General features: G+C 63.7%; 26 protein-coding genes. 10 read left to right on the top strand and 16 right to left on the bottom strand.

Annotation, left to right across the window (positions count from 1 at the left end):
- Positions 1 to 288: 288 nt before the first annotated feature.
- Genes CVM73_RS10635 through CVM73_RS10625 form a run of 3 tightly spaced genes read left to right on the top strand, consistent with a single transcriptional unit; the run spans position 289 to position 5075 of the window.
- Positions 289 to 2232: a PrkA family serine protein kinase gene (locus CVM73_RS10635; RefSeq protein ID WP_100231962.1), complete on the top strand. Its 1944-nt coding sequence runs from the start codon at positions 289 to 291 to the stop codon at positions 2230 to 2232.
- A 30-nt stretch (positions 2233 to 2262) separates the two neighbouring features.
- Complete coding sequence (locus CVM73_RS10630) at positions 2263 to 3540, top strand: YeaH/YhbH family protein (RefSeq protein ID WP_208639193.1); 1278 nt, start codon at positions 2263 to 2265, stop codon at positions 3538 to 3540.
- Positions 3537 to 5075, top strand: coding sequence for a SpoVR family protein (locus CVM73_RS10625; protein ID WP_100231960.1), 1539 nt, complete (start codon positions 3537 to 3539; stop codon positions 5073 to 5075). Before CVM73_RS10630 ends, CVM73_RS10625 begins: the two co-directional genes overlap by 4 nt.
- 252 nt (positions 5076 to 5327) lie before the next feature.
- Here the strand turns inward: CVM73_RS10625 and CVM73_RS10620 are convergent, their stop codons facing one another.
- The 6 genes from CVM73_RS10620 to CVM73_RS10595 all read right to left on the bottom strand — a co-directional run bounded on the left by CVM73_RS10620 (position 5328) and on the right by CVM73_RS10595 (position 8123).
- The gene (locus CVM73_RS10620; protein ID WP_100231959.1) at positions 5328 to 5771 is read right to left on the bottom strand and encodes a DUF1801 domain-containing protein; all 444 of its coding nucleotides are present in this window, start codon (positions 5769 to 5771) and stop codon (positions 5328 to 5330) included.
- Entirely contained in the window at positions 5768 to 5980 is a 213-nt protein-coding gene (locus CVM73_RS10615; protein ID WP_100232150.1) for a hypothetical protein, read from the bottom strand. Before CVM73_RS10615 ends, CVM73_RS10620 begins: the two co-directional genes overlap by 4 nt.
- A gap of 40 nt (positions 5981 to 6020) precedes the next feature.
- Positions 6021 to 6449, bottom strand: a complete 429-nt coding sequence (locus CVM73_RS10610; RefSeq protein ID WP_100231958.1) for an SRPBCC family protein — start codon at positions 6447 to 6449, stop codon at positions 6021 to 6023.
- Positions 6446 to 6769 (bottom strand): ArsR/SmtB family transcription factor, encoded by a 324-nt coding sequence (locus CVM73_RS10605; protein WP_100231957.1) that lies wholly within the window; start codon positions 6767 to 6769, stop codon positions 6446 to 6448. The genes CVM73_RS10610 and CVM73_RS10605 overlap by 4 nt, the downstream gene beginning before the upstream one ends.
- Positions 6770 to 7009: 240 nt before the next feature.
- Complete coding sequence (locus CVM73_RS10600) at positions 7010 to 7459, bottom strand: DsrE family protein (RefSeq protein WP_100231956.1); 450 nt, start codon at positions 7457 to 7459, stop codon at positions 7010 to 7012.
- Positions 7460 to 7499: 40 nt separating this feature from the next.
- Positions 7500 to 8123, bottom strand: coding sequence for a hypothetical protein (locus CVM73_RS10595; protein WP_100231955.1), 624 nt, complete (start codon positions 8121 to 8123; stop codon positions 7500 to 7502).
- 311 nt (positions 8124 to 8434) lie between these two features.
- On the opposite strand from CVM73_RS10595, the gene CVM73_RS10590 reads away from it, so the two are divergent.
- Both CVM73_RS10590 and CVM73_RS10585 read left to right on the top strand, forming a co-directional pair.
- Positions 8435 to 10000 carry an SUMF1/EgtB/PvdO family nonheme iron enzyme gene (locus tag CVM73_RS10590; protein ID WP_100231954.1) on the top strand — a complete coding sequence of 522 codons (1566 nt, stop codon included), beginning with the start codon at positions 8435 to 8437 and terminating at the stop codon, positions 9998 to 10000.
- A gap of 117 nt (positions 10001 to 10117) precedes the next feature.
- Positions 10118 to 10567, top strand: a complete 450-nt coding sequence (locus CVM73_RS10585; protein ID WP_100231953.1) for a DUF4399 domain-containing protein — start codon at positions 10118 to 10120, stop codon at positions 10565 to 10567.
- Here the strand turns inward: CVM73_RS10585 and CVM73_RS10580 are convergent, their stop codons facing one another.
- From CVM73_RS10580 to pqqA, 10 genes are all read right to left on the bottom strand, one after another.
- Entirely contained in the window at positions 10568 to 11623 is a 1056-nt protein-coding gene (locus CVM73_RS10580) for a 2-oxoacid:ferredoxin oxidoreductase subunit beta (RefSeq protein WP_100231952.1), read from the bottom strand.
- Positions 11620 to 13467, bottom strand: coding sequence for a 2-oxoacid:acceptor oxidoreductase subunit alpha (locus CVM73_RS10575; protein WP_167406762.1), 1848 nt, complete (start codon positions 13465 to 13467; stop codon positions 11620 to 11622). Before CVM73_RS10575 ends, CVM73_RS10580 begins: the two co-directional genes overlap by 4 nt.
- Complete coding sequence (locus tag CVM73_RS10570) at positions 13437 to 15236, bottom strand: FAD-dependent oxidoreductase (protein WP_100231950.1); 1800 nt, start codon at positions 15234 to 15236, stop codon at positions 13437 to 13439. The genes CVM73_RS10575 and CVM73_RS10570 overlap by 31 nt, the downstream gene beginning before the upstream one ends.
- Before the next feature lie 238 nt (positions 15237 to 15474).
- The gene (locus CVM73_RS10565; protein ID WP_100231949.1) at positions 15475 to 16152 is read right to left on the bottom strand and encodes a DUF4286 family protein; all 678 of its coding nucleotides are present in this window, start codon (positions 16150 to 16152) and stop codon (positions 15475 to 15477) included.
- Positions 16153 to 16177: 25 nt separating this feature from the next.
- Positions 16178 to 17164, bottom strand: a complete 987-nt coding sequence (gene pip, locus CVM73_RS10560) for a prolyl aminopeptidase (protein ID WP_100231948.1) — start codon at positions 17162 to 17164, stop codon at positions 16178 to 16180.
- Positions 17154 to 18347: a pyrroloquinoline quinone biosynthesis protein PqqE gene (pqqE, locus tag CVM73_RS10555; protein ID WP_100231947.1), complete on the bottom strand. Its 1194-nt coding sequence runs from the start codon at positions 18345 to 18347 to the stop codon at positions 17154 to 17156. The genes pip and pqqE overlap by 11 nt, the downstream gene beginning before the upstream one ends.
- Positions 18344 to 18655, bottom strand: a complete 312-nt coding sequence (pqqD, locus tag CVM73_RS10550) for a pyrroloquinoline quinone biosynthesis peptide chaperone PqqD (RefSeq protein WP_100231946.1) — start codon at positions 18653 to 18655, stop codon at positions 18344 to 18346. Before pqqD ends, pqqE begins: the two co-directional genes overlap by 4 nt.
- A gap of 10 nt (positions 18656 to 18665) precedes the next feature.
- Positions 18666 to 19421 (bottom strand): pyrroloquinoline-quinone synthase PqqC, encoded by a 756-nt coding sequence (gene pqqC, locus CVM73_RS10545; RefSeq protein WP_249139850.1) that lies wholly within the window; start codon positions 19419 to 19421, stop codon positions 18666 to 18668.
- Between the two features lie 20 nt (positions 19422 to 19441).
- Positions 19442 to 20371 (bottom strand): pyrroloquinoline quinone biosynthesis protein PqqB, encoded by a 930-nt coding sequence (gene pqqB / locus CVM73_RS10540; RefSeq protein WP_100231944.1) that lies wholly within the window; start codon positions 20369 to 20371, stop codon positions 19442 to 19444.
- 117 nt (positions 20372 to 20488) lie between these two features.
- Entirely contained in the window at positions 20489 to 20569 is an 81-nt protein-coding gene (gene pqqA / locus CVM73_RS10535) for a pyrroloquinoline quinone precursor peptide PqqA (protein WP_007595659.1), read from the bottom strand.
- A gap of 262 nt (positions 20570 to 20831) precedes the next feature.
- On the opposite strand from pqqA, the gene CVM73_RS10530 reads away from it, so the two are divergent.
- The 5 genes from CVM73_RS10530 to tarD all read left to right on the top strand — a co-directional run bounded on the left by CVM73_RS10530 (position 20832) and on the right by tarD (position 24861).
- On the top strand, positions 20832 to 21089 hold the full coding sequence (locus tag CVM73_RS10530; RefSeq protein WP_027572690.1) for a DUF6894 family protein: 258 nt from the start codon (positions 20832 to 20834) through the stop codon (positions 21087 to 21089).
- Between the two features lie 243 nt (positions 21090 to 21332).
- Positions 21333 to 22733 (top strand): amidase family protein, encoded by a 1401-nt coding sequence (locus tag CVM73_RS10525; protein ID WP_100231943.1) that lies wholly within the window; start codon positions 21333 to 21335, stop codon positions 22731 to 22733.
- Between the two features lie 2 nt (positions 22734 to 22735).
- Positions 22736 to 23212 carry a glutathione peroxidase gene (locus CVM73_RS10520; RefSeq protein ID WP_100231942.1) on the top strand — a complete coding sequence of 159 codons (477 nt, stop codon included), beginning with the start codon at positions 22736 to 22738 and terminating at the stop codon, positions 23210 to 23212.
- 11 nt (positions 23213 to 23223) lie between these two features.
- Complete coding sequence (locus CVM73_RS10515) at positions 23224 to 23466, top strand: DUF3297 family protein (RefSeq protein WP_167406761.1); 243 nt, start codon at positions 23224 to 23226, stop codon at positions 23464 to 23466.
- A gap of 225 nt (positions 23467 to 23691) precedes the next feature.
- On the top strand, positions 23692 to 24861 hold the full coding sequence (tarD, locus tag CVM73_RS10510; protein WP_100231940.1) for a D(-)-tartrate dehydratase: 1170 nt from the start codon (positions 23692 to 23694) through the stop codon (positions 24859 to 24861).
- The last annotated feature ends 186 nt before the right edge of the window (positions 24862 to 25047 follow it).

Here is a 25047-nt window from a genome sequence, read left to right as displayed (position 1 = left end):
TCCCGGATCGCTATGCTGCATTGCCGGATGGACAGAGCCCCGGGAATGCCCGGATGTTGCGACCAAGTGACATTTTCTGGAAATGAGCCAATATAGATAGAGATTCGCACAAATTACAGGCATGTGCCTGTTCGTAACTCATGGAGTGCCTACGTTGTGCGTTGCGTCGTGTTGGCACCCGGGTGTCCAATGATCGTCATGTGCTCACGCTGATTCGAAACGGCCTGAGGAACGGTCCGGTAACTGCTTTCGTTTCAGCTTGTAGCGGAACTCACGCGGAGAGGGATCATGTACAACGATTCTCTGTTCAACGCTTTCGCTCGGTCGTTCGAGGCGAGAAGCCAGCACGACATGTCGATGGCGGAATATTTGGAATCGTGTCGAAGCGATCCCATGAAATACGCGAACGCGGCCGAACGACTTCTAGCGGCGATCGGTGATCCCCAGACGATCGACACGGCCAAGGACCCTCGCCTTGGCCGTATTTTTTTGAACCGCACGATCCGCACCTATCCGGCCTTCGCCGGCTTCTACGGCATGGAAGAAACCATCGAGCGCATCGTCGGCTTCTTCCGCCACGCGGCGCAAGGACTGGAGGAGCGCAAGCAGATCCTCTATCTGCTCGGCCCGGTCGGCGGCGGCAAGTCCTCGCTCGCCGAGCGGTTGAAGTCGCTGATGGAAGTGAACCCCATCTATGTGCTCAAGGCCGGCGACGAACTCTCACCCGTGTTCGAGAGCCCGCTCAGCCTGTTCGATCCGGATAACCTCGGGCCGATGCTCGAGGAGAAGTATGGCATTCCGCGACGGCGCCTCACCGGCCTGATGAGCCCGTGGTGCTACAAGCGGCTGGAAGCCTTCGGCGGCGACATCTCGCAATTCCGCGTCGCCAAGATCCAGCCGTCGCGGCTGCGCCAGATCGCGGTCTCCAAGACCGAGCCGGGCGACGAGAACAACCAGGACATCTCGTCGCTGGTCGGCAAGGTCGACATCCGCAAGCTCGAGACCTACGCGCAGAACGATCCCGACGCCTACAGCTATTCGGGCGGCCTCAATCGCGCCAACCAGGGCATCCTTGAATTCGTCGAGATGTTCAAGGCGCCGATCAAGATGCTGCACCCGCTGCTCACCGCGACGCAGGAGGGCAACTACATCGGCACCGAGAACATCGGCGCGATCCCGTTCAACGGCGTCATTCTCGCGCACTCCAATGAGGCGGAGTGGGCGAGTTTCAAGGCCAACAAGAACAACGAAGCCTTCATCGACCGCATCTGCGTGATCAAGGTGCCGTACGTGCTGCGGGTCACCGAAGAGCAGAAGATCTACGAGAAGCTGATCCAGGGCTCCGAACTGGCGTCGGCGCCGTGCGCGCCCTCGACGCTGGAGACGATGGCACGGTTCTCGGTGATGTCGCGCCTGCGCAAGCACGAGAATTCCACGGTGTTCGCCAAGATGCGGGTTTACGACGGCGAGAGCCTGAAGGAATCCGATCCGAAGGCGCGTAGCGTCCAGGAATACCGCGATGCCGCCGGCGTCGACGAGGGCATGGACGGCGTTTCCACGCGCTTTGCCTTCAAGATCCTGGCTGCGACCTTCAACCACGACCCGCAGGAGGTCGCCGCCGACGCCGTGCACCTGATGTACGCGCTGGAGCAGTCGATCCGCCGCGAGCAGCTGCCGGAGGAGACCGAGAAACGCTATCTCGAATTCATCAAGGCGGAACTCGCGCCGCGCTACGCCGAATTCATCGGTAACGAGATCCAGAAGGCGTACCTGGAATCCTACACCGACTATGGCCAGAACCTTTTCGACCGTTACGTTGACTATGCGGATGCGTGGATCGAGGATCAGGACTTCAAGGATCCTGACACGGGCCAGTTGCTGGATCGCGAACTGTTGAACCAGGAATTGACCAAGATCGAGAAGCCGGCCGGCATCGCCAATCCAAAGGACTTCCGGAACGAGGTCGTCAAATTCTCGTTACGGTCGCGGGCCCAGAACGCCGGCAAGAATCCGACCTGGACCTCCTACGAGAAGATTCGCGATGTGATCGAAAAGCGGATATTCTCCCAGGTCGAGGACCTGCTTCCGGTCATCTCCTTCGGGTCGAAGAAGGACGGCGAGACGGAGAAGAAGCACGGCGAGTTCGTCGCACGCATGGTGGAGCGCGGCTACACCGAGCGTCAGGTTCGCCGGCTCGTCGAATGGTACATGCGCGTGAAGCAGGCCGGCTGAGGCGGATGGGAGGCGGATGGAAAAGTGCCCATTCACATCATTGACAGGCGCCTGAATCCAGGCGGCAAGAGTCTTGAGAACCGCCAGCGGTTCTTGCGTCGGGCCAAATCCCTGGTGCAGGGCGCCGTCAAGAAGACCTCGCAGGAACGCGACATCAAGGACGTCCTGGAGGGGGGTGAGGTCACGATCCCGCTCGACGGCATGCACGAGCCGCGGTTCCGCCGCGAGGGCGGAACGCGGGACATGGTCCTGCCCGGCAACAAGAAATTCGTCGAGGGCGACTATCTCCAGCGCTCCGGCCAGGGCAGCGCCAAGGATTCCGGCCCCGGCGAAGGCGACAGCGAGGACGCCTTCCGCTTCGTGCTGAGCCGTGACGAGTTCGTCGATCTCTTCCTCGACGACCTCGAGCTTCCGGATCTCGCCAAGCGCAAGATCGCGCAGACCGAGAGCGAGGGCATCCAGCGCGCCGGCTACACCACGTCGGGCTCGCCGGCCAACATCTCGGTGAGCCGGACGGTGAAGCTCGCGCTGGCGCGCCGCATCGCGCTCAAGCGTCCCCGCAAGGAGGAGATCGACGAGCTGGAAGCCGCGGTCGAAGCATGCACGGACGAGGACGAGCGCGCGGAGCTGGTCGCTCAGCTCGAAAGGTTGAAGGCGAAATCCAAGCGCATTCCCTTCATCGACCCGCTCGACATCCGCTACCGGCGCTTCGAGACGGTGCCGAAGCCCGTCGCGCAGGCCGTGATGTTCTGCCTGATGGACGTCTCCGGCTCGATGTCCGAGCACATGAAGGATCTCGCCAAGCGCTTCTACATGCTGCTCTACGTGTTCCTGAAGCGGCGCTACAAGCACGTCGAGATCGTCTTCATCCGCCACACCGATCGCGCCGAGGAGGTGGACGAGCAGACCTTCTTCTACGGTCCGGCCTCGGGCGGCACGCTGGTTTCCAGCGCGCTGCAGGCGATGCACGAGATCGTGCGCGAGCGCTTCAACCCGTCGGACTGGAACATCTACGCCGCGCAAGCCTCCGACGGTGACAATTCCTACTCCGACGGCGAGCTCACAGGGCTGCTGCTGACCGACAAGATCCTGCCGATCTGCCAGTTCTTCGCCTATCTCGAGGTCGGGGAATCCGGCGGCAGCGCCTTCGATCTCTCCGACTCCTCGCTCTGGACCCTCTATGAGCGCCTGCGCAGCAGCGGCGCACCGCTCTCGATGCGCAAGGTCTCGGAGCGCAGCGAGATCTTTCCGGTGTTCCACGACCTGTTCCAGCGCCGCGAAACTGCCCAGGAGAAGACCGCTCCATGACGGAACGATTGTTCGAAGGCGCCGATTGGGATTTTCACACCTTGCAGCGCATCACCGATGCCTGCGAGGAGGTGGCGTTGAAGGATCTCGGGCTCGACGTCTATCCGAACCAGATCGAGGTCATCACTGCCGAGCAGATGCTGGACGCCTATTCGTCGGTCGGCATGCCCTTGTTCTACAAGCACTGGTCGTTCGGCAAGCACTTCGCGTTCCATGAGGCGTCCTACCGCAAGGGCCTGATGGGGCTCGCCTATGAGATCGTGATCAACTCCTCGCCCTGCATCTCCTATCTGATGGAGGAGAACACGGCGACGATGCAGACGCTGGTGATCGCGCATGCCGCCTTCGGCCACAACCATTTCTTCAAGAACAATTATCTGTTCAAGCAGTGGACCGACGCCGACGGCATCCTGGACTATCTCGACTTCGCCAAGAACTACGTCATGCAATGCGAGGATCGCTACGGCCGCATCGAGGTCGAGCGCACGCTCGATGCCGCGCATGCGCTGATGTCGCACGGCATCGACCGTTATCCCGGCAAGAAGAAGCTCGATCTGCGCGCCGAGGAGAAGCGGGCAGGGCGCCGCCGCCAGCACGAGGAGGAGGTCTTCAACGATCTCTGGCGTACAGTTCCCAAGGGCGCGACCAAGAGCCGGTCCGCGCTCAGCATCGAGCGCCGCCGCAAGCTGCTCGGCCTGCCGCAGGAGAATTTGCTCTATTTCCTGGAGAAGAGCGCGCCGCGGCTGGCGCCCTGGCAGCGCGAGCTCTTGCGCATCGTCCGCCACATCGCGCAATATTTCTATCCGCAGAGCCAGACCAAGGTGATGAACGAGGGGACGGCGACCTACGTCCACTATCGCATCATGACCAAGCTGCACGAGCAGGGTCGCATCAGCGACGGCAACTTCCTCGAATTCCTGGGATCGCACACCAACGTGGTGTTCCAGCCCGAATTCGACGACCCCCGCTTCTCCGGCTTCAATCCTTACGCGCTCGGCTTTGCCGTGATGCAGGACATCGAGCGCATCGTCACCAGGCCGCAAGACGAGGACCGCGAGTGGTTCCCCGACATCGCCGGCAGGAACGACGTCATGGGCGTGCTGCGCGACGTCTGGGCCAATTATCGCGACGAGAGCTTCATCGGTCAGTTCCTGAGTCCCAGGTTGATGCGGCACTTCCGCATGTTCCACCTGCACGACGATCCCGAGGAGCGCGCCGGCATCCGGGTCGATGCCATCCATGACGAGCGCGGCTTCCGCCGCGTCCGCCGCGAGCTGGCGCGGCAGCACGACGTCGGCTTCATCGACGCCAATATCGAGGTGGTCGACGTCGATCTCTCCGGCGACCGCCGCCTGATCCTGCATCACCACGTCATCAAGGGCTCGCAGCTCAACGAGACCGACGCCAAGCGCGTGCTGCAGCATCTCGCCGATCTCTGGACCTACGACGTCGCGCTGATCGAGGTTGACGCCAACGACAAGGTCCTGCGCGAATATGTCGTGAGCCCGCGCCCGATACCGGCGGCGGTGGCGTGAGGCGGCTTACCGGCAAAAAGGCGAAATGCGCGTTGATGTGCCCTCGCCCCTTGTGGGAGAGGGCAGCGACGCTGGCAGGCACAAGCTCACTGGGGTGAGGGGTATCTCTCCACACCTTCCCTGCCGATAGAGACCCCTCATCCGGCGCCATAGCCGAAGCTCTGCTTCGGCGTTCTGAAGAACGGCGGCTGCAGGCCGCCTATGCCACCTTCTCCCACAAGGGGAGAAGGAAAGACGTTCGTTGCTGCATCGCTATGCGGACCGCTTCGCCGGCTTCTTCTTCGCCTTCGACGCATTCAGCCCCACCGCCGCGCGGATCAGCGCCTTCAGCGCCTTCTCGTTGATCTTCTCGCCTTCGCGAATATCGATCGCACGCCGCACGTTGCCGTCGAGGCTGGAGTTGAACAGGCCCGCGGGATCCTGCAGCGCCGCGCCCCTGGCAAAGGTCAGCTTCACCACTTCCTTGTAGGTCTCGCCGGTGCAGATGATGCCGTCGTGCTCCCACACGGGAACGCCGCGCCATTTCCATTCCTCGACGACATCAGGGTCGGCTTCCCTAATCAGGCCGCGGATCCGCGCCAGCATCTCGCCGCGCCAGTCGCCGAGCTCCTTGATCCGGCCGTCGATCAGCTTGGAGGGCGAGGCCCCGTCCGCCGCCTTCGCGCTGCTTTTCTTCGCCGCCGCCGCTTTCGTCATGACCTGGCCTCGCTGTGAGCACCGCTACGCCGGCCAAGGTAAGGCAGCGCGAACAGATAGAGCCCGGTCGCAAGCAGCGGGATCAGCGGGACGAGCGCCAGGAAGCCGATCCAGGCGGCATCGAGCTGCATCGTCATGGCGACGATGTTCGCGATGACCGCGAGAGTAAAGGCGATGGACAGCCAGCGATGGATTTGTCGAATCCACATCTTCAACGGGACCTCCTCTGCAATGATCGACATGGCTGGCTCAATCCGGCCGCGCCAGTACTTCGTCCAGCTTGGCCAAAAACTGCTTCCAGCCGGCATGCGCGCCGCCAAAGGCCTGCTTCTGCGTCGGGCTGAAGCCCGCCTGCTCGACGCGCAGATGCGTGCCCGCGCCCGTCGGCGTCAGCGTGAAGGTCACCACGCTCTTGAGATCGAAGGCGGCGTCCTCGTGCGAGAAATTCCAGGTGTAGGCGAGCGTCTTCTGCGGCTCGATGGTGAGCACCTCGCAATCCAGCACGCCGCCCCATTCGCCGCGCAGGTTGAAGCGATGGCCGACGGTCGGCTTGAAGTCGTTCTTCATCAGCCATTCCTCGATCAGATGCGGCTGCGTCAGCGCGCGCCAGATCCGTTCAGCCGGAAAGGCAAATTCGCGCTCGATGACGACGGTTCGAGTCCCGGCAGGTTCGTTCATTGGTCCATCCTCTTCAGGAGATCGTCGAGGGCGTCGAGCCTCTTCTGCCAGAACCCGGCCATCCGGCCGGTCCAGTCGATCAGCGGATTGAGCGCACCGGGCCGCGCGCTGTAGTGGGTCTGGCGTCCTTCATGGCGGTCGCGCACCAGGCCAGCCTGCTTCAAGGCGCCGAGATGCTTTGAGACCGCCGGCTGGGACACTCCGGATCGCGCAGTCAGCGCCCCGACGGTCTGCTCCCCCTCGCGGCACAGCCGCTCGAAGATCGCCCGCCGCGTCGGGTCGGCGAGCGTCCTGAACAGGAGATCGGGTGCGGCGGACATGAAAGATCCATAACTGGGAAGTTATGGATGTACTCATAACTGTGGGGTTATGGATGAGTCAAGCGGCTTGGGACACCTCTCCCGCTTGCGGGAGAGGTCGGCGCGTCCCGGGCGATGCGAAGCATCGTCCCGCGCGCCGGGTGAGGGCTCTTTCCTCTAGGGGACTATCCCGTTGCGGAGACACCCTCTCCCCGACCCTCCCCCGCAGGCGGGGGAGGGAGCGCACCGATTTCCCGGCTGCTACGGCCGCAAATAAAAATACCCCTGCGACTGCAGCTCGGCCAAACGCACCACGCCGCCTTTCTCGGCGCTGACGAAGCCCGGCAGCAGCTCCTTCAGCGTGACGTTCTGCGCCTTCATCGTGTTGCCGCAGGCGGCAAGCTCGACGCCGTCCTTGGAGAAATCGCCGACGCGCTTGCTGATGTCGGGGCTGGCCTGAGCCGAGTGAAACGCCTTCAGCGCCGGGCCGTGGATCACCAGCGCGATCGTCACATGCTCGGGCCCGCCGACGCCGTCGATGTGGTTCTGGATGTTGCCGAGCACGAAATTGACCTTCTCGGCGTCGCTGAGATGATAGACGACCTTCAGCTTGCTGCTCGCGCCGGCATCGGTCGCGGCTTTTGCGCCGGAGGCGCCAAGCGCCGCGCCCAGGGCCGAGACGGCGCTCCACAAGATGTTCCGGCGGTTCATGGGCAGTCTCCTTCGACGGACTGAGCTCGCGCGACAGATATCACTTGTGGCGCAGTGCGGCGAGTTCCTTGCGGTCCGTCACGAGCGAGGCGCACTCGCTGTTGTCGGTGCGATCGAGGCGGAAGATCTTGTCGTCGGCGCCGGCGACCAGCGCTTGCTCGGCCTCGTCGTCCGGCTTGTTGTTCTGCCAGACCCGGATCTGCACGAGGCGGATGATCGCCGACTTGTTGTCCTTGGACAGCGCCACTTCGATGCCGCCGCCTTCGCAGTCGACGCCGCAGCCCATGCGGACCTCGTCCCCCTCGCTGAGCAGCACGGCATGGCTGCCGCACGAGCCACTGGAGTCGAAATCGCCGGAGCGATGCCGATAGCGGAAGCCCAGGCGGAAGGAATTGTGCAGCTGCTTGTCTTCCTTGTCGGTTTCCGCGGAGACCAGCAGCTTCATGGATGCCACCTTCTGCTTGGGATGCCGCGCCAGATGCTCGGCATCGTAGCGACGGACGAAGCAGGCGTAGGCCTTGTCGGTGAGCGTGCCCGCATAGAGGCGCGCGTTGAAGGCGTCGGCTTCGGCCTTTGTGGTCTCCCGGACCTTGTCGGCCTCGTCGGCATGGGCGGCGCTGATCAGCGCAGCGAAAGTCAGGGCGGCAATGACAGAGAGCTTCATGACGGCCTCGGGCGCGATAGTTTCACCGCAGCACAGCAGTGCTGCTGTCTGTTAGACGCGAGCCAAGTGCAGCGCGTTCAACCTCCGCATGTCGCGCGTGCGGCCACCGTGCGGGGGATACGGGCCAGCGGCCTCCTTAGTCATGGCTGCGATCAATAAGGTTCAATGGGTGTGACGCCCCGATTCTCCGGAACCCGACGCCGGCGATCGCTGCAACATTGTCTCGGTTCGTCAATGTGGTAGCCTTCACAGACGACCGCCTTTGGCTGTCGTAGGCTGGGGCTGCCTTGCAAGTTTGTGGAGTCCCCCGCATGGGCGAAATTCGCAACTTCAGATCCGGAAATCAGGATGAGCCGCCGCCGCACAGCGGAATGCCTCGTCGTCTCGCCGCGATCATCGTCGGCGACATCGCCTCCTACAGCCGGTTGATGCAGGCCGACGAGGAAGGCACGCATGTGCGCGTCAAACGGATCGAGCGGGATCTCATCCAGCCCAGCATCATCGAACACCATGGAAGCTTGGTGAAGACGACCGGCGACGGCTTCATCGCCATTTTCGACAGTCCCGTGGAGGCCGTTCGATGCAGCATCGTCATCCAGCAAAATCTCGTCGGTCGCAACGCCTCGGTTCCCAGGCATTCCCGGCTCGAATATCGGATTGGCGTCAATCTCGGCGACGTCATCGTGGAGCCGGACGACATCTATGGTGACGGCGTCAACATCGCGACGCGTATCGAGGGCATCGCGGAGCCGGGACAGGTCTACATCTCCGGCGCGATCTACGAGCAGATCAAGCACAAGATCGTGTGCGGCTATGAGTCGCTCGGCGACCGCAAGGTCAAGAACATCACCGATCCCGTGCGCGTCTATCGCGTGCTGCCGGATGCAGATGCGGTCGGCAGGACAAGAAGCCGGCGCGAGAGCGTCCTGCTGTTTCTTCTGATCACGACGTTGCTGGTGATTGCCGGCTACGTGCTTTGGTACGTGCTGGTGCAGCACCGCAGCCGGGTGGAGCAACAGGCTGCCGCTCCTCCGATCGTGGCGCCGTCAGCTTCGCCGACGCCGCAATCCGTTCCGTCGTTACCGAGCCCGGCGGTACCGGCGCCGCAAGCCGCACCCGCGGTTTCTCCGTTGCCCACAACGACGCCATCGCCCGCAGCATCGCCTTCACCATCCCCGGCATCCAGTCCATCGGCGCCAGCGGTGCGCGAGCCCGAAATGATCGCCATTCGCGGCGGCAGTTTCGCGATGGGGAGCAACGACGATCCGACCGAGCGTCCCGTCCACCAGGTCACGATCAAGCCGTTCTCGATCGGAAAATATCCGGTGACGGTGCGGGAGTGGAACGAATGCGCCGCTGCAAACGCGTGCTCTTTCACCGCGATCGGCAAGGACGATGCGCCGGTCAGCAATGTGAGCTGGACTGACGCGCAGCAATACGCCGCCTTCCTGTCGCAGGCGACGAAGAAGCGATACCGGCTTCCGAGCGAGGCTGAATGGGAATATGCGGCCCGCGGCGGTACGCAAACCAAGTATTGGTGGGGCGACAAGCTGCAGCCGGGCATGGCCGGATGCAAGGATTGCGGCGACCTCGCGGCCGAGCAACCGGCGAAGGTAGGCAGCTTCAAGCCCAATCCATTCGGACTCCACGACATGGGCGGCGGCGTCGACCAATGGGTCGAGGATTGCTGGCACAAGAATTATCAGGGTGCGCCGGTCGACGGCTCGGCATGGTCCGGCGGCGACTGCTCATCGCACGTGCTGCGCTCGGGCTCCTGGAAGAACGATTCGAGATATGTTCGGACGTCCAACCGCGACGGCTATGATACCAATGTCCGTTACCCCACGCATGGATTCCGCGTCGCGCTCAGTCCCTAAGGCATGATCCGGAAAAGTGTGCAGCGGTTTTCCGAAAAGATCATGCTCAAGCGATAACCTAAAGCGCGATGACGATTCATCCTGATCGCATCGCGCTTTAGAGCTGGAGTAGGTTTGATGAGAATCATTCGCTGCGCCGCGCTGGCGGCGGCGCTCGCGTTGCTGCCAAGCGCTGCGTGCCCTCAGGGCAAGGCCGCTCCCAAAGACGCAAAGCTCTATTTCATCACTCCGCAGGAGGGACAGAAGATCCGTGGCGGGTTCTGGGTCCGGTTCGGTCTGCGCAACATGGGCGTGACGCATGCCGGCGATGACTACCAGAACGCCGGTCATCATCATTTGCTGGTCGACGTCAACGAGCCCATCGATATCAAGGAACCGATCCCGCAGGACAAGTCCCATCTGCATTTCGGAGCAGGGCAAACCGAGACGTTTCTCGAGCTTCCGCCCGGCACGCACACGCTGCAACTGGTGCTGGGCGATGCGAAGCACTATCCCTTCGATCCGCCGGTCGCGTCCGAGAAGATCACCGTACGGGTCAGGCAGCCCGGTCCAGTGCGGCGCCGTTGATCAGCGCAGGCTGGCGTTGATCTTGTCCAGCACCGCCGAGCCCGGGCACAGCGTGTCCGCTTCCAGCGTGTTGAGCGGGGTTTCGACCGTGTTGAGATGCTCGTGCAGGTCTTCGGCGTCGGGGTCGACATAGAGCAGGCCGGTGACGATCTGACCCTTGGCGGCGTGCCGCGCGAGGAAGGTCTGAGCCCCTAACCGGTCATGCGGATCGTAGTCGGCGTCGATCTTGCGCAGCGCGATCTTGCTGCCGTCATGCTGCTCGACCACCTGCACCGTGCCGGGCGCATAGTCCACCGCGATCGGATCGCGGCCGACCAGCACGTCGAGCCGGTTCACCGCGTCGTTGTGCTCGCGGACATAGTCGAAGCTCTTGGTCGAGCCGGCGTGGTTGTTGAAGGCGATGCAGGGGCTGATGACGTCGATGAAGGATGCGCCCTTGTGGCCGATCGCGGCCGCGATCAGCGGCACCAGTTGGCTCTTGTCGCCGGAGAACGAGCGCGCCACGAAGGTTGCGCCCAGCTGCAGCGCGATGGCGACGAGGTCGATGGCGTTGTCGGTGTTGGTGACGCCCTTCTTGCTCTTCGAGCCGCGGTCGGCGGTTGCCGAGAACTGGCCCTTGGTCAGGCCGTAGACGCCGTTGTTCTCGACGATGTAGGTCATGTTGACGCCGCGCCGGATCGAATGCGCGAACTGACCGAAGCCGATCGAGGCGGAATCGCCGTCGCCGGAAACGCCGAGATAGATCAGATCGCGGTTGGCAAGGTTGGCGCCGGTGAGCACGGATGGCATGCGGCCGTGCACGGAGTTGAAGCCGTGCGAATTGCCGAGGAAATAGTCCGGCGTCTTCGACGAGCAGCCGATGCCGGAGATTTTTGCCACCCGGTGCGGCTCGATCGAGAGCTCGTAGCAGGCTTCGATGATCGAGGCCGTGATCGAATCGTGGCCACAGCCCGCGCACAGCGTCGAGATCTTGCCCTCGTAGTCGCGATGCGTGTAGCCGAGCGCGTTCTTCTTCAGGCCCGGATGATGGAATTTCGGCTTAGCAATGTAGGTCATGACACGGCCTTGCGGAGCGGGGTCACCTTGAGGTGGTCCTGGTGGTCGCCAATGGCTTTGGCGATGAAACGGGCGGTGATCGGCGTGCCGTCGTAATGCACGATCGGAACGAGCCGGACGGGATCGATGCCGTTCTCGTTGACGATGAGCTGGCGCAGCTGGCTGTCGCGGTTCTGCTCGACGACGTAGACGAAGTCGTGCTCGGCGAGGAAGCTCGCCACGCTCGAATGGAACGGGAAGGCACGGATGCGCAGGCGATCGAGCTGATGCCCGCGCGCCTCCAAAAGTCCGATCGCCTCGTCCATCGCCGGCGAGGTCGAGCCGAAATAGATCACGCCATATTTGGTCGGCCGTTCCGCATTGGCCTGCAGCGGCCGCGGTACCAGGTCCTGCGCGGTCTCGAACTTGCGCACCAGGCGCTGCATGTTGTCGGCATAGACCGTGCCTTCCTCGGAATAGCGCGCATAGCGATCACGCGAAGTGCCGCGGGTGAAGTAGGAACCCTTGGTCGGATGCGTGCCGGGATAGGTGCGGTAGGGGATGCCGTCGCCGTCGACGTCGAGATAGCGGCCGAAGTCGCGGCCCTCTTCCAGCATCTCCGCCGTCATGATCTTGCCGCGGTCATATTGCCTTGCGTCGTCCCACTTCAGTGGACGGCAGAGCCGGTGGTTCATGCCGATGTCGAGATCGAGCATCAGGAAGATCGTGGTCTGGAGACGCTCGGCGAGATCGAAGGCGGCAGCCGCGAATTCGAAGGCTTCGGCCGGGTCTTCCGGGAACAGCAGCACGTGCTTGGTGTCGCCGTGCGAAGCATAGGCGCAGGCGATGATGTCGCATTGCTGGGTGCGGGTCGGCATGCCCGTGGAAGGGCCGGCGCGCTGGATGTTCATGATCACGGCCGGAATCTCGGCAAAGTACGAGAGGCCGATGAACTCGGTCATCAGCGAGATGCCGGGGCCGGAGGTCGCGGTGAAAGCGCGGGCGCCGTTCCAGGAGGCGCCGATGACGATACCGATCGAAGCCAGCTCGTCCTCGCCCTGCACGATCGCGTATTTCGCCTTGCCCGTTTCAGGGTCGTGCCGGTACTTCTTGCAGTGGGCGGTGAAGGCCTCCGCCACCGACGAGGACGGCGTGATCGGATACCAGGCGCACACCGTGGCGCCGCCATAGACGGCGCCGAGCGCGGCGGCGCTGTTGCCCTCGATGAAGATGCGGTCGCCGACCTTGTCGGACTTCTTCACCCTGAGCCCGATCGGGCATTTCAAATTCTGCAGCGCCCAGTCGCGGCCGAGATGCAGCGCGTGGACGTTGGAGGAGAGCAGCTTCTCCTTGCCCTTGTACTGCTCGCCGATCAGCTGCTCGATCAGCCTCGGATCCATGTCGAGCAACGCACTGAGGCTGCCCAGATAGATGATGTTCTTGAACAACTGGCGCTGGCGTGGATCGGTATAGGTGGAGTTGGTGATCGCGGTGAGTGGCACGCCGATCACGGTGATGTCGTCGCGGAACTTGGTCGACGGCATCGGCTTGGTGGAATCGTAGAACAGGTAGCCGCCGGGCTCGATGCCGGCGACGTCCTTGTCCCAGGTCTGCGGGTTCATCGCCACCATCATGTCGACGCCGCCGCGGGCGCCGAGATGGCCTTCTTCCGTCACCCGCACCTCGTACCAGGTCGGCAGGCCCTGGATGTTGGACGGGAAGATGTTGCGCGGGCTCACCGGAACGCCATGGCGCAGGATCGCGCGTGCGAACATCTCGTTGGCGCTGGCCGAGCCCGAGCCGTTGACGTTGGCGAAGCGGACGACGAAGTCGTTTACGCTGCTGATCGGCTTTTTGTCGGGCATGTCGAACCTGCGTGAGTCATGTCGATGAAGTATTTCTGCATGTCCCAGGCCCCGGTGGGACAACGCTCGGCGCATAGCCCGCAATGCAGGCAGACGTCCTCGTCCTTCACCATCACGCGCCCGGTCTTGAGATCCGAGGAGACGTAGAGATCCTGGTCCGGATGGGCCGAAGGCGCCTTCAGGCGCTGGCGCAAATCGCTTTCCTCGCCGTTGCCCGTGAAGGTGATGCAGTCCATCGGGCAGATGTCGGCACAGGCGTCGCACTCGATGCATAGCGAGGTCGAGAACACCGTCTGCACGTCGCAGTTCAGGCAGCGCTCGGCTTCGCCCAGTGCGAGCTTGACGTCATAGCCGAGCTCGACCTCGGCGCGGATGTCCTTCAGCGCAACGACCTTGTCGCGATGCGGCACCTTGAAGCGCTTGTCGTTGGAGATGTCGTTGTCATAGCTCCATTCATGGATGCCCATCTTCTGCGAGGAGATTTGCACCTCCGGCAGCGGACGTTCGGTGATGTCTTCGCCCGAGAGCATCTTGTGGATCGACAGCGCGGCGTCATGGCCGTGTGCGACCGCCCAGATGATGTTCTTCGGCCCGAAGGCGGCGTCGCCCCCGAAGAACACTTTCGGGTTGGTCGAGGCGAAGGTCTTGGGGTCGACCTTGGGCATGTGCCATTTGTCAAACTCGATGCCGCAATCCTGCTCAATCCAGGGGAAGGCGTTCTCCTGGCCGACCGCGACCAGCACGTCGTCGCAGGTGATCGTCTCGTCGGGCTCGCCCGACGGCACCAGGTTGCGCCGGCCCTTGGCATCGTATTCGGCCTTCACCTTCTGGAAAGTGACGCCGATCAGCTTGCCGGCGACGTGCTTGAAGGCCACCGGGACCATGTAGTTCAGGATCGGGATGTCCTCGTGAATCGCGTCCTCCTTCTCCCAGGGCGATGCCTTCATCTCCTCGAAGCCGGAGCGGACGATCACCTTGACGCTCTCGCCGCCGAGCCGGCGCGCGGTGCGGCAGCAATCCATCGCGGTGTTGCCGCCGCCGAGCACGATCACGCGCTTTCCGATCTTGTCGACATGGCCGAACGACACGTTGGCCAGCCATTCGATGCCGATATGGATGTTCGCGGCGGCCTCTTTCCGGCCGGGAATGTCGAGCTCGCGTCCGCGCGGCGCGCCGGAGCCGACGAAGATCGCGTCGTATTTCTCCGCCAGCAGCGACTTCATGCTCTCGATGCGATGGCCGCCCTTGAAGTCGACACCGAGACCCAGGATGTAGCCGGTCTCCTCGTCGATCACCGAATTGGGCAGCCGGAATTTCGGGATCTGCGTGCGCATCATGCCGCCCGCTTCCGGGTCGGCATCGAACACGGTGCAGTGATAGCCCAGCGGCGCGAGATCGCGCGCCACCGTCAGCGAGGCGGGGCCACCGCCGACCAGCGCAACGCGCTTGCCGTTCTTTGGACTGGGCTTCGGCAGGCGCTGCCTGATGTCATCCTTGAAGTCGGCGGCGACGCGCTTGAGGCGGCAGATCGCAACCGGATTGTCCTCGACGCGTCCGCGGCGGCATGCCGGCTCGCAGGGACGGTCGCAGGTGCGCCCCAGAATGCCGGGAAACACGTTCGATTTCCAATTGATCATATAGGCGTCGCTGTAGCGGCCTTGCGCGATCAGTCGGATGTATTCGGGAACCGGGGTGTGCGCAGGACAGGCCCACTGGCAATCGACCACTTTGTGAAAGTAGTCGGGGGCCGCGATATCGGTCGGTTTCATTCCTACCCTGTCCGCGCAGGCTCAAAGACCCCGCGGCCTTTTCTTGAGCTTGGCGGACGCTTATTGCGCCTCGATCCGGTTTCTGAATGACGTCATTGGGTTAGCTTATTAGAACCGCTCCGAAGTACAACGGCAAATTTGCGCGCTTCCCCTCTTTCATGGGAGCCAAGCGCGCACAGCATTAATGGCCCCCGCGCCATGTGCGTGCGGTGCAATATGTTGCGATGCGGATGCTGGTTCAGCTGCGCGCGATGTCGCTCTTCGCGAGGTCCCACGTCAGGCAGTAGGTGCCGACGGAGATGGGCAGCGGGAAGGGCGCAGCGGCCGGGCCGGTGAAGCGCTCGGCGATGACGGCGGAGACCGCGCCGACATGCGTGCCGTCGATCAGCACGAACCAGTCGCGCGCGCCCTCGTTGCGCGCCGCCGGTATTTCCGCCGTCGCGCCCGACAATTCCGGCTCGCTCTCGAGCAGATGCATCGAGATGATACCGTCGCGCTTGTCCGGCGTCAGCCTGTCTTGCAGTGCATCACGCCAGGACGCGGCATTGTCGGGGGGCGGGCGCAGCCGTACCAGGCCGAGCGCAGCCCCGCGTCCGGTGCCCTTGCTGATGGTGATGCGCGCGACCACGCGCAGCATGTCCTTGAAGCGCGCCATGGTCTGCCGCGACCAGTCGGTCGGGTTCGCGAGCCGTGCCTTGTAGGCGGGACTGTCGAGCACCTCTAACGTCGCGGTCGAATACAGGCACAGATATTTGAGATTTGCAGCATGCGCGACGTAGCGCCGCGCTTCGAGGAATCCGTCGATCGCGACGCGCTCTTCCAGATGCTCGCGATCGTACCAGCGGTTGAAATCGGCTTCGTCTGAAACGTCGATGTTCATCGACGTCAGCAGCATGCCATTCCCGGCGAGCGGCATTTTCTTGTTGTCCTTTTCTCGCGCATTAGCGTGCGGCCTTCGACGCAAGGTCCGCAATCGACTTCATGACGGCGTCCCTCACGCCGCCATCATAGAGCGAATGTCCGGCCTCTTCCACGATGCGAAGCTCGGAACCCGGCCAGACTTTTGCAAGGGCCTGAGATGTCGCGGGAGGACACAACAGATCATAGCGCCCCTGCACGATAATGCCGGGAATGCCTTCGAGCCGGCCGGCGTTTCGCAGCAGCTGGTTCTCGGTCATGAAGCTGTCGTTGACGAAATAATGCGCTTCCATGAACGGCGTCGCCGGCAAGGTGCGCCAGACGTTCAGCGCGGCGAGGTCGAGCCGCGTCCTTGCGGGCTTGTGCTCGGACAAGGTGCGCTCGGTGTCATGCCAGGCCTTCGCCGCCGGGCCGTGCACGGCCGGATCGGCATCGAGGATGCGGCGCCAATAGGCGTCCACCGGTCGGTCCCGCTCCTCGGGCGGCAGCACGCTGAGGAAATCCTGGTACAGCGCGGGATGGAACTCCGACAGGCGCGAGGTGAAGGCCGTCTCGACCTCGGCCCGCGTGCCGAGAAACGTCGCGCGCAGCGCGATGCCCGAGACCCGCTCGGGATGCGCTTCTGCATAAGCCAGCGCCAGCGTCGCGCCCCAGGAGCCGCCGACCACGATCCAGCGTGAGATGCCGAACTTCTCGCGGATCGTCTCCATGTCCGCGATCAGGTGCGCCGTGGTGTTGTGCTCGCGCGATCCCTTGGGACGGCTGCGGCCGCAGCCGCGCTGGTCGAACAGCACGGCGCAGAAGCGGTCGGGATCGAACAGCCGGCGATGATCGGGCTGGCAGCCGCTGCCGGGCCCGCCATGCAGATAGATCGCAGGGATTCCGTCCGCGCGCCCGATGCTCTCGACATAGAGCTCGTGGCCGTCGCCGACATCGAGCATGTCGGAGGTCAGCGGCGCAAAGAGGTCGGCGCGTCTGCCAGATGCGGCCGCGTCGGCGTCAGGCGTCATTCTCGGATTCCAGGGTGCCGCCGGCGAAGTTGCGATAGAGGAAGCGGTTGATCTCGCCCTCGGCCTCGCGCTCGGCCTGCTTGAAGATGGTCTCGTGCAGCGGCGACAGCGCGCAGGCCGGATCGGTGTTGGCGGCATCGCCGGTCAGCGCGAAGGCCTGGCAGCGACAGCCGCCGAAATCGCTCTCGCGGAATTCGCAAGATCTGCACGGCTCCTTCATCCAGCCGGTGCCGCGATAGCGATTGAAGGCCTCGGAATTCTGCCAGATCCAGGCGATCGAATGGTTGGAGCGCACCGATTCGAAATCGAGCCCCGTGATGCTCTCGGCAGCATGGCACGGCAGCACCTTGCCGGCGGGCGAGATGTTGAAGAACTGCCGGCCCCAGCCGCCCATACATTTCTTCGGCCGCAGCGCGTAATAGTCGGGCACGACATAGTCGATGGTCAGCCGGCCCTTCAGCCGTTCGCGCGCCTCCTCGACGAGGCGGGTGCACTCGTCGAGCTGCGCTACCGTCGGCATCAAGGCGGCGCGGTTCTTCAGCGCCCAGCCGTAATATTGGACATTGGCGACCTCGAGCCGGTCGGCGTCGAGATCGAGCGCCATCTGGATGATATCAGGGAGCTGGTGCAGGTTCTGCCGGTGCATCACCGCGTTGACGGTGAGCGGCAGGTCGACCTCGCGCGTCCATTTCGCGACTTCGAGCTTCTTGCGATGAGCGTTCCTGTAACCGGCGACGCGATCGGCAAGGCCTTCCTCGACGCCCTGGAAACTGATCTGGACATGGCAAAGCCCGGCGTCCGCGAGCTCGCTGAGCTTCTCGCGCGTCAGCAGCACCGCCGAGGTGATCAGATTGGTATAGAGGCCGGCGTCGCTGGCATGCTTCACCAGCTCGACCAGGTCCTTGCGCGCGGTCGGCTCGCCGCCGGAGAAGTGCACCTGCAGCACGCCGATCTCGGCAAGCTCGCTCAGCACCTTCTTCCACTCCTGCGTGGTCAGCTCCTTGCCGGAGCGGTCAAGCTCGACGGGATTGGAGCAATAGGGGCATTGCAGCGGACAGCGATGGGTGATCTCGAGCAGCACGGCGAGCGGAATGCCGAACGTCTCCGCCGTCGAGCGCTGCTTCTCCAGCACCGCGAGGCTGTCGCTGATCCCGGGCGGGATGTTGCCGAGCACGTCGCTCATGACGTCTTCTCCCGGGCTTCGGTCAGGAAGCCCTTGTCGGCGAGGTCCTGGAGCATGGCGATGACGTCGGCCAGGATCGCCTCGCGCGGTGCGGCGTATTTCTCCGCCAATTGATCGGCGACCTCGCCGACATTGCGCTCACCGTTGCAGAGCTGCAAGACCTCGACCGCGATCTCATCCGGCGCCAGCACCCGTTCCGGCGCCAGGATCACCCAGACCTTGCGGGTCTCGTCATACTTCAGCTTGGCATGCCGCGGCAGCACGGGGCGGCTTGCCTCGCTGATGCTGATGTTCCGCGGCCCAGCCATCGATCCTCCTTCAGCTCGCTTTGGGCACGAACGCGCCCGGCGGAATGTGGCCCTCGACATAGGCGTGCTGGAGTGCGTCGAGCTGCACCCACAGCACGTTGGTCTTGAAGATCAGCGCATTGCAGACCTGCGCGCGCTGCTCCGGCGTCGTGGCGTGCGTCTTGACATAATGAAGCGCGAAATTGGCATCGCGCGGCGCCTGGGTGAGGCGGCGCTTGAAGTAGCTCATGATGTCAGGATTGACGAAGTCGTAATGCTGCAACATGCCGGCGATGCGCTCTTCGTGGATGCTTGGCGCGAACAGCTCGGTGAGCGAGGAGGCGATCGCCTCCAGCGGGCTCTTCTCGCGGCAATAGTGCACGTAGGCCTCCACCGCGAAACGCGTCGCCGGCAAGATGCCCTCGGTCGATTCCACGTAAGCGGTGTCGAGCCCGAGCCCTTCGGTCAGCTTGAGCCAGCGCTCGATGCCGCCTTCGCTGCCGACATCGCCGTCATGGTCCTCGATCCGATGGCGCCATTCCAGGCGCGTGGCGCGGTCGCGGAAGCGCGAGATCACCACCGCGTCCTTGATCGGGATCGTGCTCTGGTAATAGTAGCGGTTGAGCGCCCAGGCCTGCACCTGGCCCTTGTTCAGCTTGCCGCCATGCAGCAGCTTATGGAACGGATGCAGGCTGTGATAGCGCGTCGCCCCGATATGGCGCAGCGTTGCCTCCAGCTCCTCGGCCGAGTTGAGCCTCAAATCCTTGCCGATCGAGAGCGCGGTCATTCCAGTCAATGATGCGGCATTCACAGCACGATCTCCGTTCCATCCGCGGGTATCTGCCAGCCCGCCTCTTCAGTGGCCTTGCGCTCGGGCGAGCCGGGCAGCAGCGCCGGATTCGAGTTATTGATATGCAGAAACAGCTTCCTGTCGATATTGAGGTCGGCCAGCCGCGCGATGGCGCCGTCGGCTCCGGACATCGCGACATGTCCCATGCTCTTGCCGGTCTTGTGGCCGAGGCCGGCCCTGATCATCTCGTCGTCGCGCCAGACCGTGCCGTCGAAGAACACCAGCGCGGCGCCGTCGATCTCGGCCTTGAGCGCGTCGGTGACCTCGGCGCAGGCCGCGATGAAGTAGAAGCACTTGCCCGTGGCCTTGTCGGTGATCTTCAGGCCGAGCGTATCGCCGTCGCCGCTCTCGCCGCCCGGATGCACCTTGCCTTCCAGATACCAGGCCGACTTGCCCGGCACCGGGAAGGGCAGCACCTCCAGGCCGGAGCGCGTACCATCCGGCAGCCGCGGCTCGAACGGCTCGCGGAGAGCGATCGGCTGGCGCCGCACGTTCTTCTCACTCAGCACATTGAAGATGCTGTTGGTGCTGAGGATCGCCAGCACCTTCTCGTGTGCATAAACCGTAAAGGGCGAGCCCTCGCGCATCGACAGCAGGCCTGCGACGGCATCGACTTCGCTGTTGGTCAAGATCACGCCCGCAATCGGCGTGTGGCGCAGCGCGCCCGCCTTCGGGTGCAGCTGTGGCGTGGCGTTCAATTGCTGCCGCAGGTCGGGAGAGGCGTTGATCAGGAACCAGTGCTCGCCGTCGCCGCTGAAGGCGACCGAGGCTTGGGTCCTTTGAAGCTCGTGGCCGCCGCTGCGGGCCGCTCGGCAGCCCTCGCAGCCGCAATTCCATTGCGGGATTCCGCCGCCGGCCCCGGCGCCCAGGACGACGACGCGAAGCATGATCCGTCTCCTGGAGGCGAATTCGCGAGGTGGATCTCAGGCCGACACAATCCCGTCTTCCGGAAACGAATCGTGACCGAAAGACCCACCTGCGCAGAACGCGATCTCACCAACCGCTTACTTGCGGGTGGCGCTCACATACATGTTGATTTCCATGCCGCAGGGCACTTCGACGATCTTAGGGGCTTTCCAGGCCATTTCGGCTCTCCATCTTGGGAATTAGGGACGTATCCGCCCACCCGTTAAACTAATGCTGGCGGAAAAGTTCGCCAGTGAAATTTTCCCGACCTAGGTAGTAGGCTGGGAGAATTGTTGCACTGCAAAGAGAGCGCATTGCGGCCGTAAAGATGAGCGAAGCCATACGCAAAATTGCCGATAGGTCGTGATCCCTGTCGGGATAAACCAGTTGTGAGTATGGGACGGCTTCTCTTCGGCTACAGGCGACCCCAATGGATCAGGCATGCCCAGATATTTCTTCAACACCCGTATCGGCGACGAATTGATCGTGGATCCTGACGGCGAGGACCTGCGCAACCCCGACCGCGCCTGGGAGGTCGCGCGCCAGATGATCCTTGAAGTCGTGAAGTCGGAAGGCACCCAACGGGCCCTGCTGGAGGCAGTCATCGAGGTGACCGACGCCGACGGCGAGATCGTGCTGGAGTTTCCCTTCACCGAGGCCCTGCTGGACCTGCCGGACCAGTCGGCGACGAAGCATTGAGGCCCACGGGCGAGCCAAGCGCCCAGTGCCCACCTCTCCCCGACGGGGAGAGGTCGGATTGCGGAGCAATCCGGGTGAGGGGGGCCGCAGCATGCAGTGAAACCGCAACCCCTCACCCGGATCGCATCTTCGATGCGCTCCGACCTCTCCCTACGGGAGAGGTGAACACCTTCACCCCCGCGAAATCCGCATGGCTTTGCCGCGTTGCCGGCGCTAAAAGACGCCGGTCATACGGAGCAAGCCATGCAAGATCTCTGGCGCCTGTCGGCCGCCGACCTCGCCACCCTCGTCAAGTCCAAAAAGGTGTCCGCCAGGGAGGCCGCCAAGGCCGGTCTCGCGCGCCTGGATGCGGTCAACCCCGCGCTGAACGCCGTGATCGACCACCGGCCGGAGGACGTGCTCAAGCAGGCCGATGCCGTCGATGCCGCGATCGCGCGGGGCGAGGATCCCGGGGTGCTCGCCGGCGTACCCGTCACCATCAAGGCCAATGTCGACCAGGAAGGCTTTGCCACCACCAACGGCCTCAAGCTGCAGCGCGACGTGATCGCACGCGAGGACAATCCGGTCGTCGCCAATTTCCGCAAGGCGGGTGCCGTCCTGCTTGGCCGCACCAATTGCCCGGCCTTCTCCTACCGCTGGTTCACCACCAATCTCATTCATGGCGACACCAGGAACCCCCGTGATGCCTCGCTGACGCCGGGCGGCTCCTCCGGCGGCGCCGGCTCGGCGGTCGCGGCCGGCATCGGCCACATTGCTCACGGCACCGACATCGCCGGCTCGATCCGCTATCCCGCCTATGCCTGCGGGGTGCACGGCCTGCGCCCGACGCTCGGCCGCATCCCCGCCTTCAACCCGGCGCTGCCGGAGCGCCCGATCGGCCCGCAGATCATGGCGGTGGCCGGGCCGCTGGCGCGCACGGGGAACGACTTGCGGATTTCGCTCGAAGCGATGTCGGCCCGCGACATCCGCGATCCCTGGTTCGTGCCGGTGCCGCTGCAAGGCCCGGCACGGGAGAAGCGCGCCGCGCTCTGCCTCAATCCGGGCGGCCTTGCCACCACGCCGGAGGTGAAGGCCGCGGTGAGCGATGCCGGCAAGCGCCTCGAACGCGCCGGCTGGACCGTCGACATCATCGAGGACACGCCGCCGATGCGTGAGGCGGTCGAGTGGCAGATCAAGCTGTGGCTCGGCGACGGTTATGAGGCGCAGGTCGAGATGGCCGAGCGCGAAGGCGATCCCGGTGCGCTGGCCTGCCTGCGCGGCAACCGCGGCAGGGTCACGCCGATGGATCAGGCGGACTACGCCAAGGCGCTGACCCGCCGTGCCACTTTCACCCGCGACTGGATGCTGTTCTTCGAGAAATACGCTGTGCTGCTGACGCCGGTCTCCGGCGAATTGCCGTTCCCCGATCATCTCGATTGCAAGGACGACGAATCCTTCAAGCGCGTCTGGGAAGCGCAGCTGCCGCAGATCGCCATTCCCTTCATGGGCCTGCCCGGCCTCGTCGTCTCCACCGGCCTCGTCGGCAAGGCGCCGGTCGGCGTGCACATCGTCTCCGGCCGCTATCGCGAGGATCTGTGCCTGCTCGCGGGCGAAGCGATCGAGGCCGGCGGCGTGCCGCCGTCGCCGATCGATCCCGTGGGCTAGCGATGACCGCCATCTACGACTTCAAGGCCAACTCGCTCGCCGGCGAGGAGGTGCCGATGCGCCGGTTCGAGGGGCAGGTGCTCTTGATCGTCAACACCGCCAGCAAATGCGGCTTCACGCCGCAATATCGCGGTCTTGAGGATCTCTATCGCGACCTCTCTCCGCGTGGCTTCTCGGTGCTCGGCTTTCCCTGCAACCAGTTCGGTGCGCAGGAGCCGGGGCAGGCGAGCGAGATCCAGGAATTCTGCTCGACCCATTACGACGTCACCTTTCCCCTGTTCGAGAAGATCGACGTCAACGGGCCGAAGGCGCATCCGTTGTATGAGTACCTGAAACGTCAGCAATCCGGCCTCTTGGGCGCCTCCATCAAATGGAATTTCACCAAATTCCTGGTGAACCGTGCCGGCAAGGTGATCGCGCGCTATGCGCCGACCGCCCGGCCCGAGGGGTTGCGGCAGCAAATCGAAACACTGTTGTGAGCGAGACAATCATGAGCGACGAATTTCCCGACCGCCTGTCGGTCGATCCGAACAGCCCCTATTACAACGCGGACATCCTGGCGCGCGACGTCGGCATCCGCTTCAAGGGCGTCGAGAAGACCAATGTCGAGGAGTACTGCATCAGCGAAGGCTGGGTCCGCGTCACCGCCGGCAACGCCAAGGACCGCTACGGCAACCCGCTGACCATCAAGGTGCACGGTCCGGTCGAGCCGTATTTCAGGGATAAGAAGTAACGGCGAAGCCGTCATTACAATGAAGAGGCGCGGCGCGTCCAAATGCATATCCGTCACCCTGAGGTGCTCGCCTCTTCGGCGAGCCTCGAAGGGCGACGGCCCGGCTGCACCTCGGCCGTTCATCCTTCGAGGCCCTCCGTGGGACGCGATGCGTCCCACGGAGAGCACCTCGGGATGACGGGGAGACAGTCACGAAGTTTCTATTGACCACTAAAGGCCACCCCCATGTCCGTCCGCATCGTCGACGTCCGCGAGATCACCAAGCCGATCTCCTCGCCGATCCGCAACGCCTATATCGACTTCACCAAGATGACGACCAGCCTCGTCGCCGTCGTCACCGACGTCGTCCGCGACGGCAAGCGCGTCATCGGCTACGGCTTCAACTCCAACGGCCGCTACGGGCAGGGCGGCCTGATCCGCGAGCGCTTTGCCTCGCGCATTCTCGAGGCCGATCCGAAGTCGCTCCTCGACAGCGCCGGCGACAATCTCGATCCCGACAGGGTCTGGGCCGCGATGATGACCAACGAGAAGCCCGGCGGCCATGGCGAGCGCTCGGTTGCGGTCGGCACCATCGACATGGCGGTGTGGGACGCGGTGGCGAAGATCGCCGGCAAGCCGCTGTTCCGTCTGCTCGCCGAACGCCACGGCGTCACAGCCAATCCGCGCGTCTTCGTTTATGCGGCCGGCGGCTATTACTATCCCGGCAAGGGCTTATCGATGCTGCGTGGCGAGATGCGCGGCTATCTCGACCGCGGCTACAATGTCGTGAAGATGAAGATCGGCGGCGCTGACATCGACGAGGACCGTAAGCGTATCGAGGCCGTGCTGGAAGAGATCGGCAACGACGCGCAGCTCGCGGTCGACGCCAATGGCCGCTTCGATCTCGAGACCGGCATCGCCTACGCCAAGATGCTGCGCGATTATCCCTTGTTCTGGTACGAGGAGGTCGGCGATCCCCTCGACTACGCGCTGCAGGCCGCGCTCGCCGAGTTCTATCCCGGCCCCATGGCGACAGGTGAGAATCTCTTCAGCCACCAGGACGCCCGCAATTTGATCCGCTACGGCGGCATGCGCCCCGACCGCGACTGGCTGCAATTCGACTGCGCGCTCTCCTACGGCCTGTGCGAATATCAGCGCACGCTGGAGGTGTTGAAGACCCACGGCTGGTCGCCGAGCCGCTGCATCCCGCATGGCGGCCACCAGATGTCGCTCAACATCGCCGCCGGCCTCGGCTTAGGGGGCAATGAGAGCTATCCCGACCTGTTCCAGCCTTACGGCGGCTTCCCCGACGGTATCCGCGTCGAGAACGGCCACATCACCATGCCCGATCTCCCCGGCATCGGCTTCGAAGGCAAGTCCGATCTCTACAAGGAGATGAAGGCGCTGGCGGAGTAAGGGGCGGCGTTGGGGTACGATGGCCGTGCCAAGCCCTCCGCTGTCATGCCCCGGCTTGACCCACGGCTGTCCGGTTCATTGGAAGTATAGTCCAAGGTTCAACTGATTTTGGTTGATTGGGACGGATTGCCGTAGTTCGAGCAAGTTGTTGATCGGCCGTCTGTGCATGAGATTTGTGCGGACGAG

Origin of the sequence: Bradyrhizobium forestalis, from assembly GCF_002795245.1 — a bacterium.
GTDB classification, from domain to species: domain Bacteria; phylum Pseudomonadota; class Alphaproteobacteria; order Rhizobiales; family Xanthobacteraceae; genus Bradyrhizobium; species Bradyrhizobium forestalis.
The sequence above is the reverse complement of the archived record's forward strand: the minus strand, read 5'-3'. Positions and strand labels throughout refer to the sequence as shown.

Bases quoted from the DNA above. Each gene is read 5' to 3' on its own strand.
- CVM73_RS10580 (WP_100231952.1), bottom strand. From the start codon at position 11,623: ATGACCTACATTGCTAAGCCGAAATTCCATCATCCGGGCCTGAAGAAG.
- tarD (WP_100231940.1), top strand. From the start codon at position 23,692: ATGTCCGTCCGCATCGTCGACGTCCGCGAGATCACCAAGCCGATCTCC.
- CVM73_RS10585 (WP_100231953.1), top strand. From the start codon at position 10,118: ATGAGAATCATTCGCTGCGCCGCGCTGGCGGCGGCGCTCGCGTTGCTG.
- CVM73_RS10625 (WP_100231960.1), top strand. From the start codon at position 3,537: ATGACGGAACGATTGTTCGAAGGCGCCGATTGGGATTTTCACACCTTG.
- CVM73_RS10515 (WP_167406761.1), top strand. From the start codon at position 23,224: ATGAGCGACGAATTTCCCGACCGCCTGTCGGTCGATCCGAACAGCCCC.
- CVM73_RS10600 (WP_100231956.1), bottom strand. From the start codon at position 7,459: ATGAACCGCCGGAACATCTTGTGGAGCGCCGTCTCGGCCCTGGGCGCG.
- pqqB (WP_100231944.1), bottom strand. From the start codon at position 20,371: ATGCTTCGCGTCGTCGTCCTGGGCGCCGGGGCCGGCGGCGGAATCCCG.
- pqqD (WP_100231946.1), bottom strand. From the start codon at position 18,655: ATGGCTGGGCCGCGGAACATCAGCATCAGCGAGGCAAGCCGCCCCGTG.
- CVM73_RS10565 (WP_100231949.1), bottom strand. From the start codon at position 16,152: ATGCCGCTCGCCGGGAATGGCATGCTGCTGACGTCGATGAACATCGAC.
- pqqE (WP_100231947.1), bottom strand. From the start codon at position 18,347: ATGAGCGACGTGCTCGGCAACATCCCGCCCGGGATCAGCGACAGCCTC.
- pip (WP_100231948.1), bottom strand. From the start codon at position 17,164: ATGACGCCTGACGCCGACGCGGCCGCATCTGGCAGACGCGCCGACCTC.
- pqqC (WP_249139850.1), bottom strand. From the start codon at position 19,421: ATGACCGCGCTCTCGATCGGCAAGGATTTGAGGCTCAACTCGGCCGAG.
- CVM73_RS10605 (WP_100231957.1), bottom strand. From the start codon at position 6,769: ATGTCCGCCGCACCCGATCTCCTGTTCAGGACGCTCGCCGACCCGACG.
- CVM73_RS10575 (WP_167406762.1), bottom strand. From the start codon at position 13,467: ATGCCCGACAAAAAGCCGATCAGCAGCGTAAACGACTTCGTCGTCCGC.
- CVM73_RS10530 (WP_027572690.1), top strand. From the start codon at position 20,832: ATGCCCAGATATTTCTTCAACACCCGTATCGGCGACGAATTGATCGTG.
- CVM73_RS10610 (WP_100231958.1), bottom strand. From the start codon at position 6,449: ATGAACGAACCTGCCGGGACTCGAACCGTCGTCATCGAGCGCGAATTT.
- pqqA (WP_007595659.1), bottom strand. From the start codon at position 20,569: ATGGCCTGGAAAGCCCCTAAGATCGTCGAAGTGCCCTGCGGCATGGAA.
- CVM73_RS10615 (WP_100232150.1), bottom strand. From the start codon at position 5,980: ATGTGGATTCGACAAATCCATCGCTGGCTGTCCATCGCCTTTACTCTC.
- CVM73_RS10620 (WP_100231959.1), bottom strand. From the start codon at position 5,771: ATGACGAAAGCGGCGGCGGCGAAGAAAAGCAGCGCGAAGGCGGCGGAC.
- CVM73_RS10590 (WP_100231954.1), top strand. From the start codon at position 8,435: ATGGGCGAAATTCGCAACTTCAGATCCGGAAATCAGGATGAGCCGCCG.
- CVM73_RS10635 (WP_100231962.1), top strand. From the start codon at position 289: ATGTACAACGATTCTCTGTTCAACGCTTTCGCTCGGTCGTTCGAGGCG.
- CVM73_RS10595 (WP_100231955.1), bottom strand. From the start codon at position 8,123: ATGAAGCTCTCTGTCATTGCCGCCCTGACTTTCGCTGCGCTGATCAGC.
- CVM73_RS10520 (WP_100231942.1), top strand. From the start codon at position 22,736: ATGACCGCCATCTACGACTTCAAGGCCAACTCGCTCGCCGGCGAGGAG.
- CVM73_RS10525 (WP_100231943.1), top strand. From the start codon at position 21,333: ATGCAAGATCTCTGGCGCCTGTCGGCCGCCGACCTCGCCACCCTCGTC.
- CVM73_RS10570 (WP_100231950.1), bottom strand. From the start codon at position 15,236: ATGAAACCGACCGATATCGCGGCCCCCGACTACTTTCACAAAGTGGTC.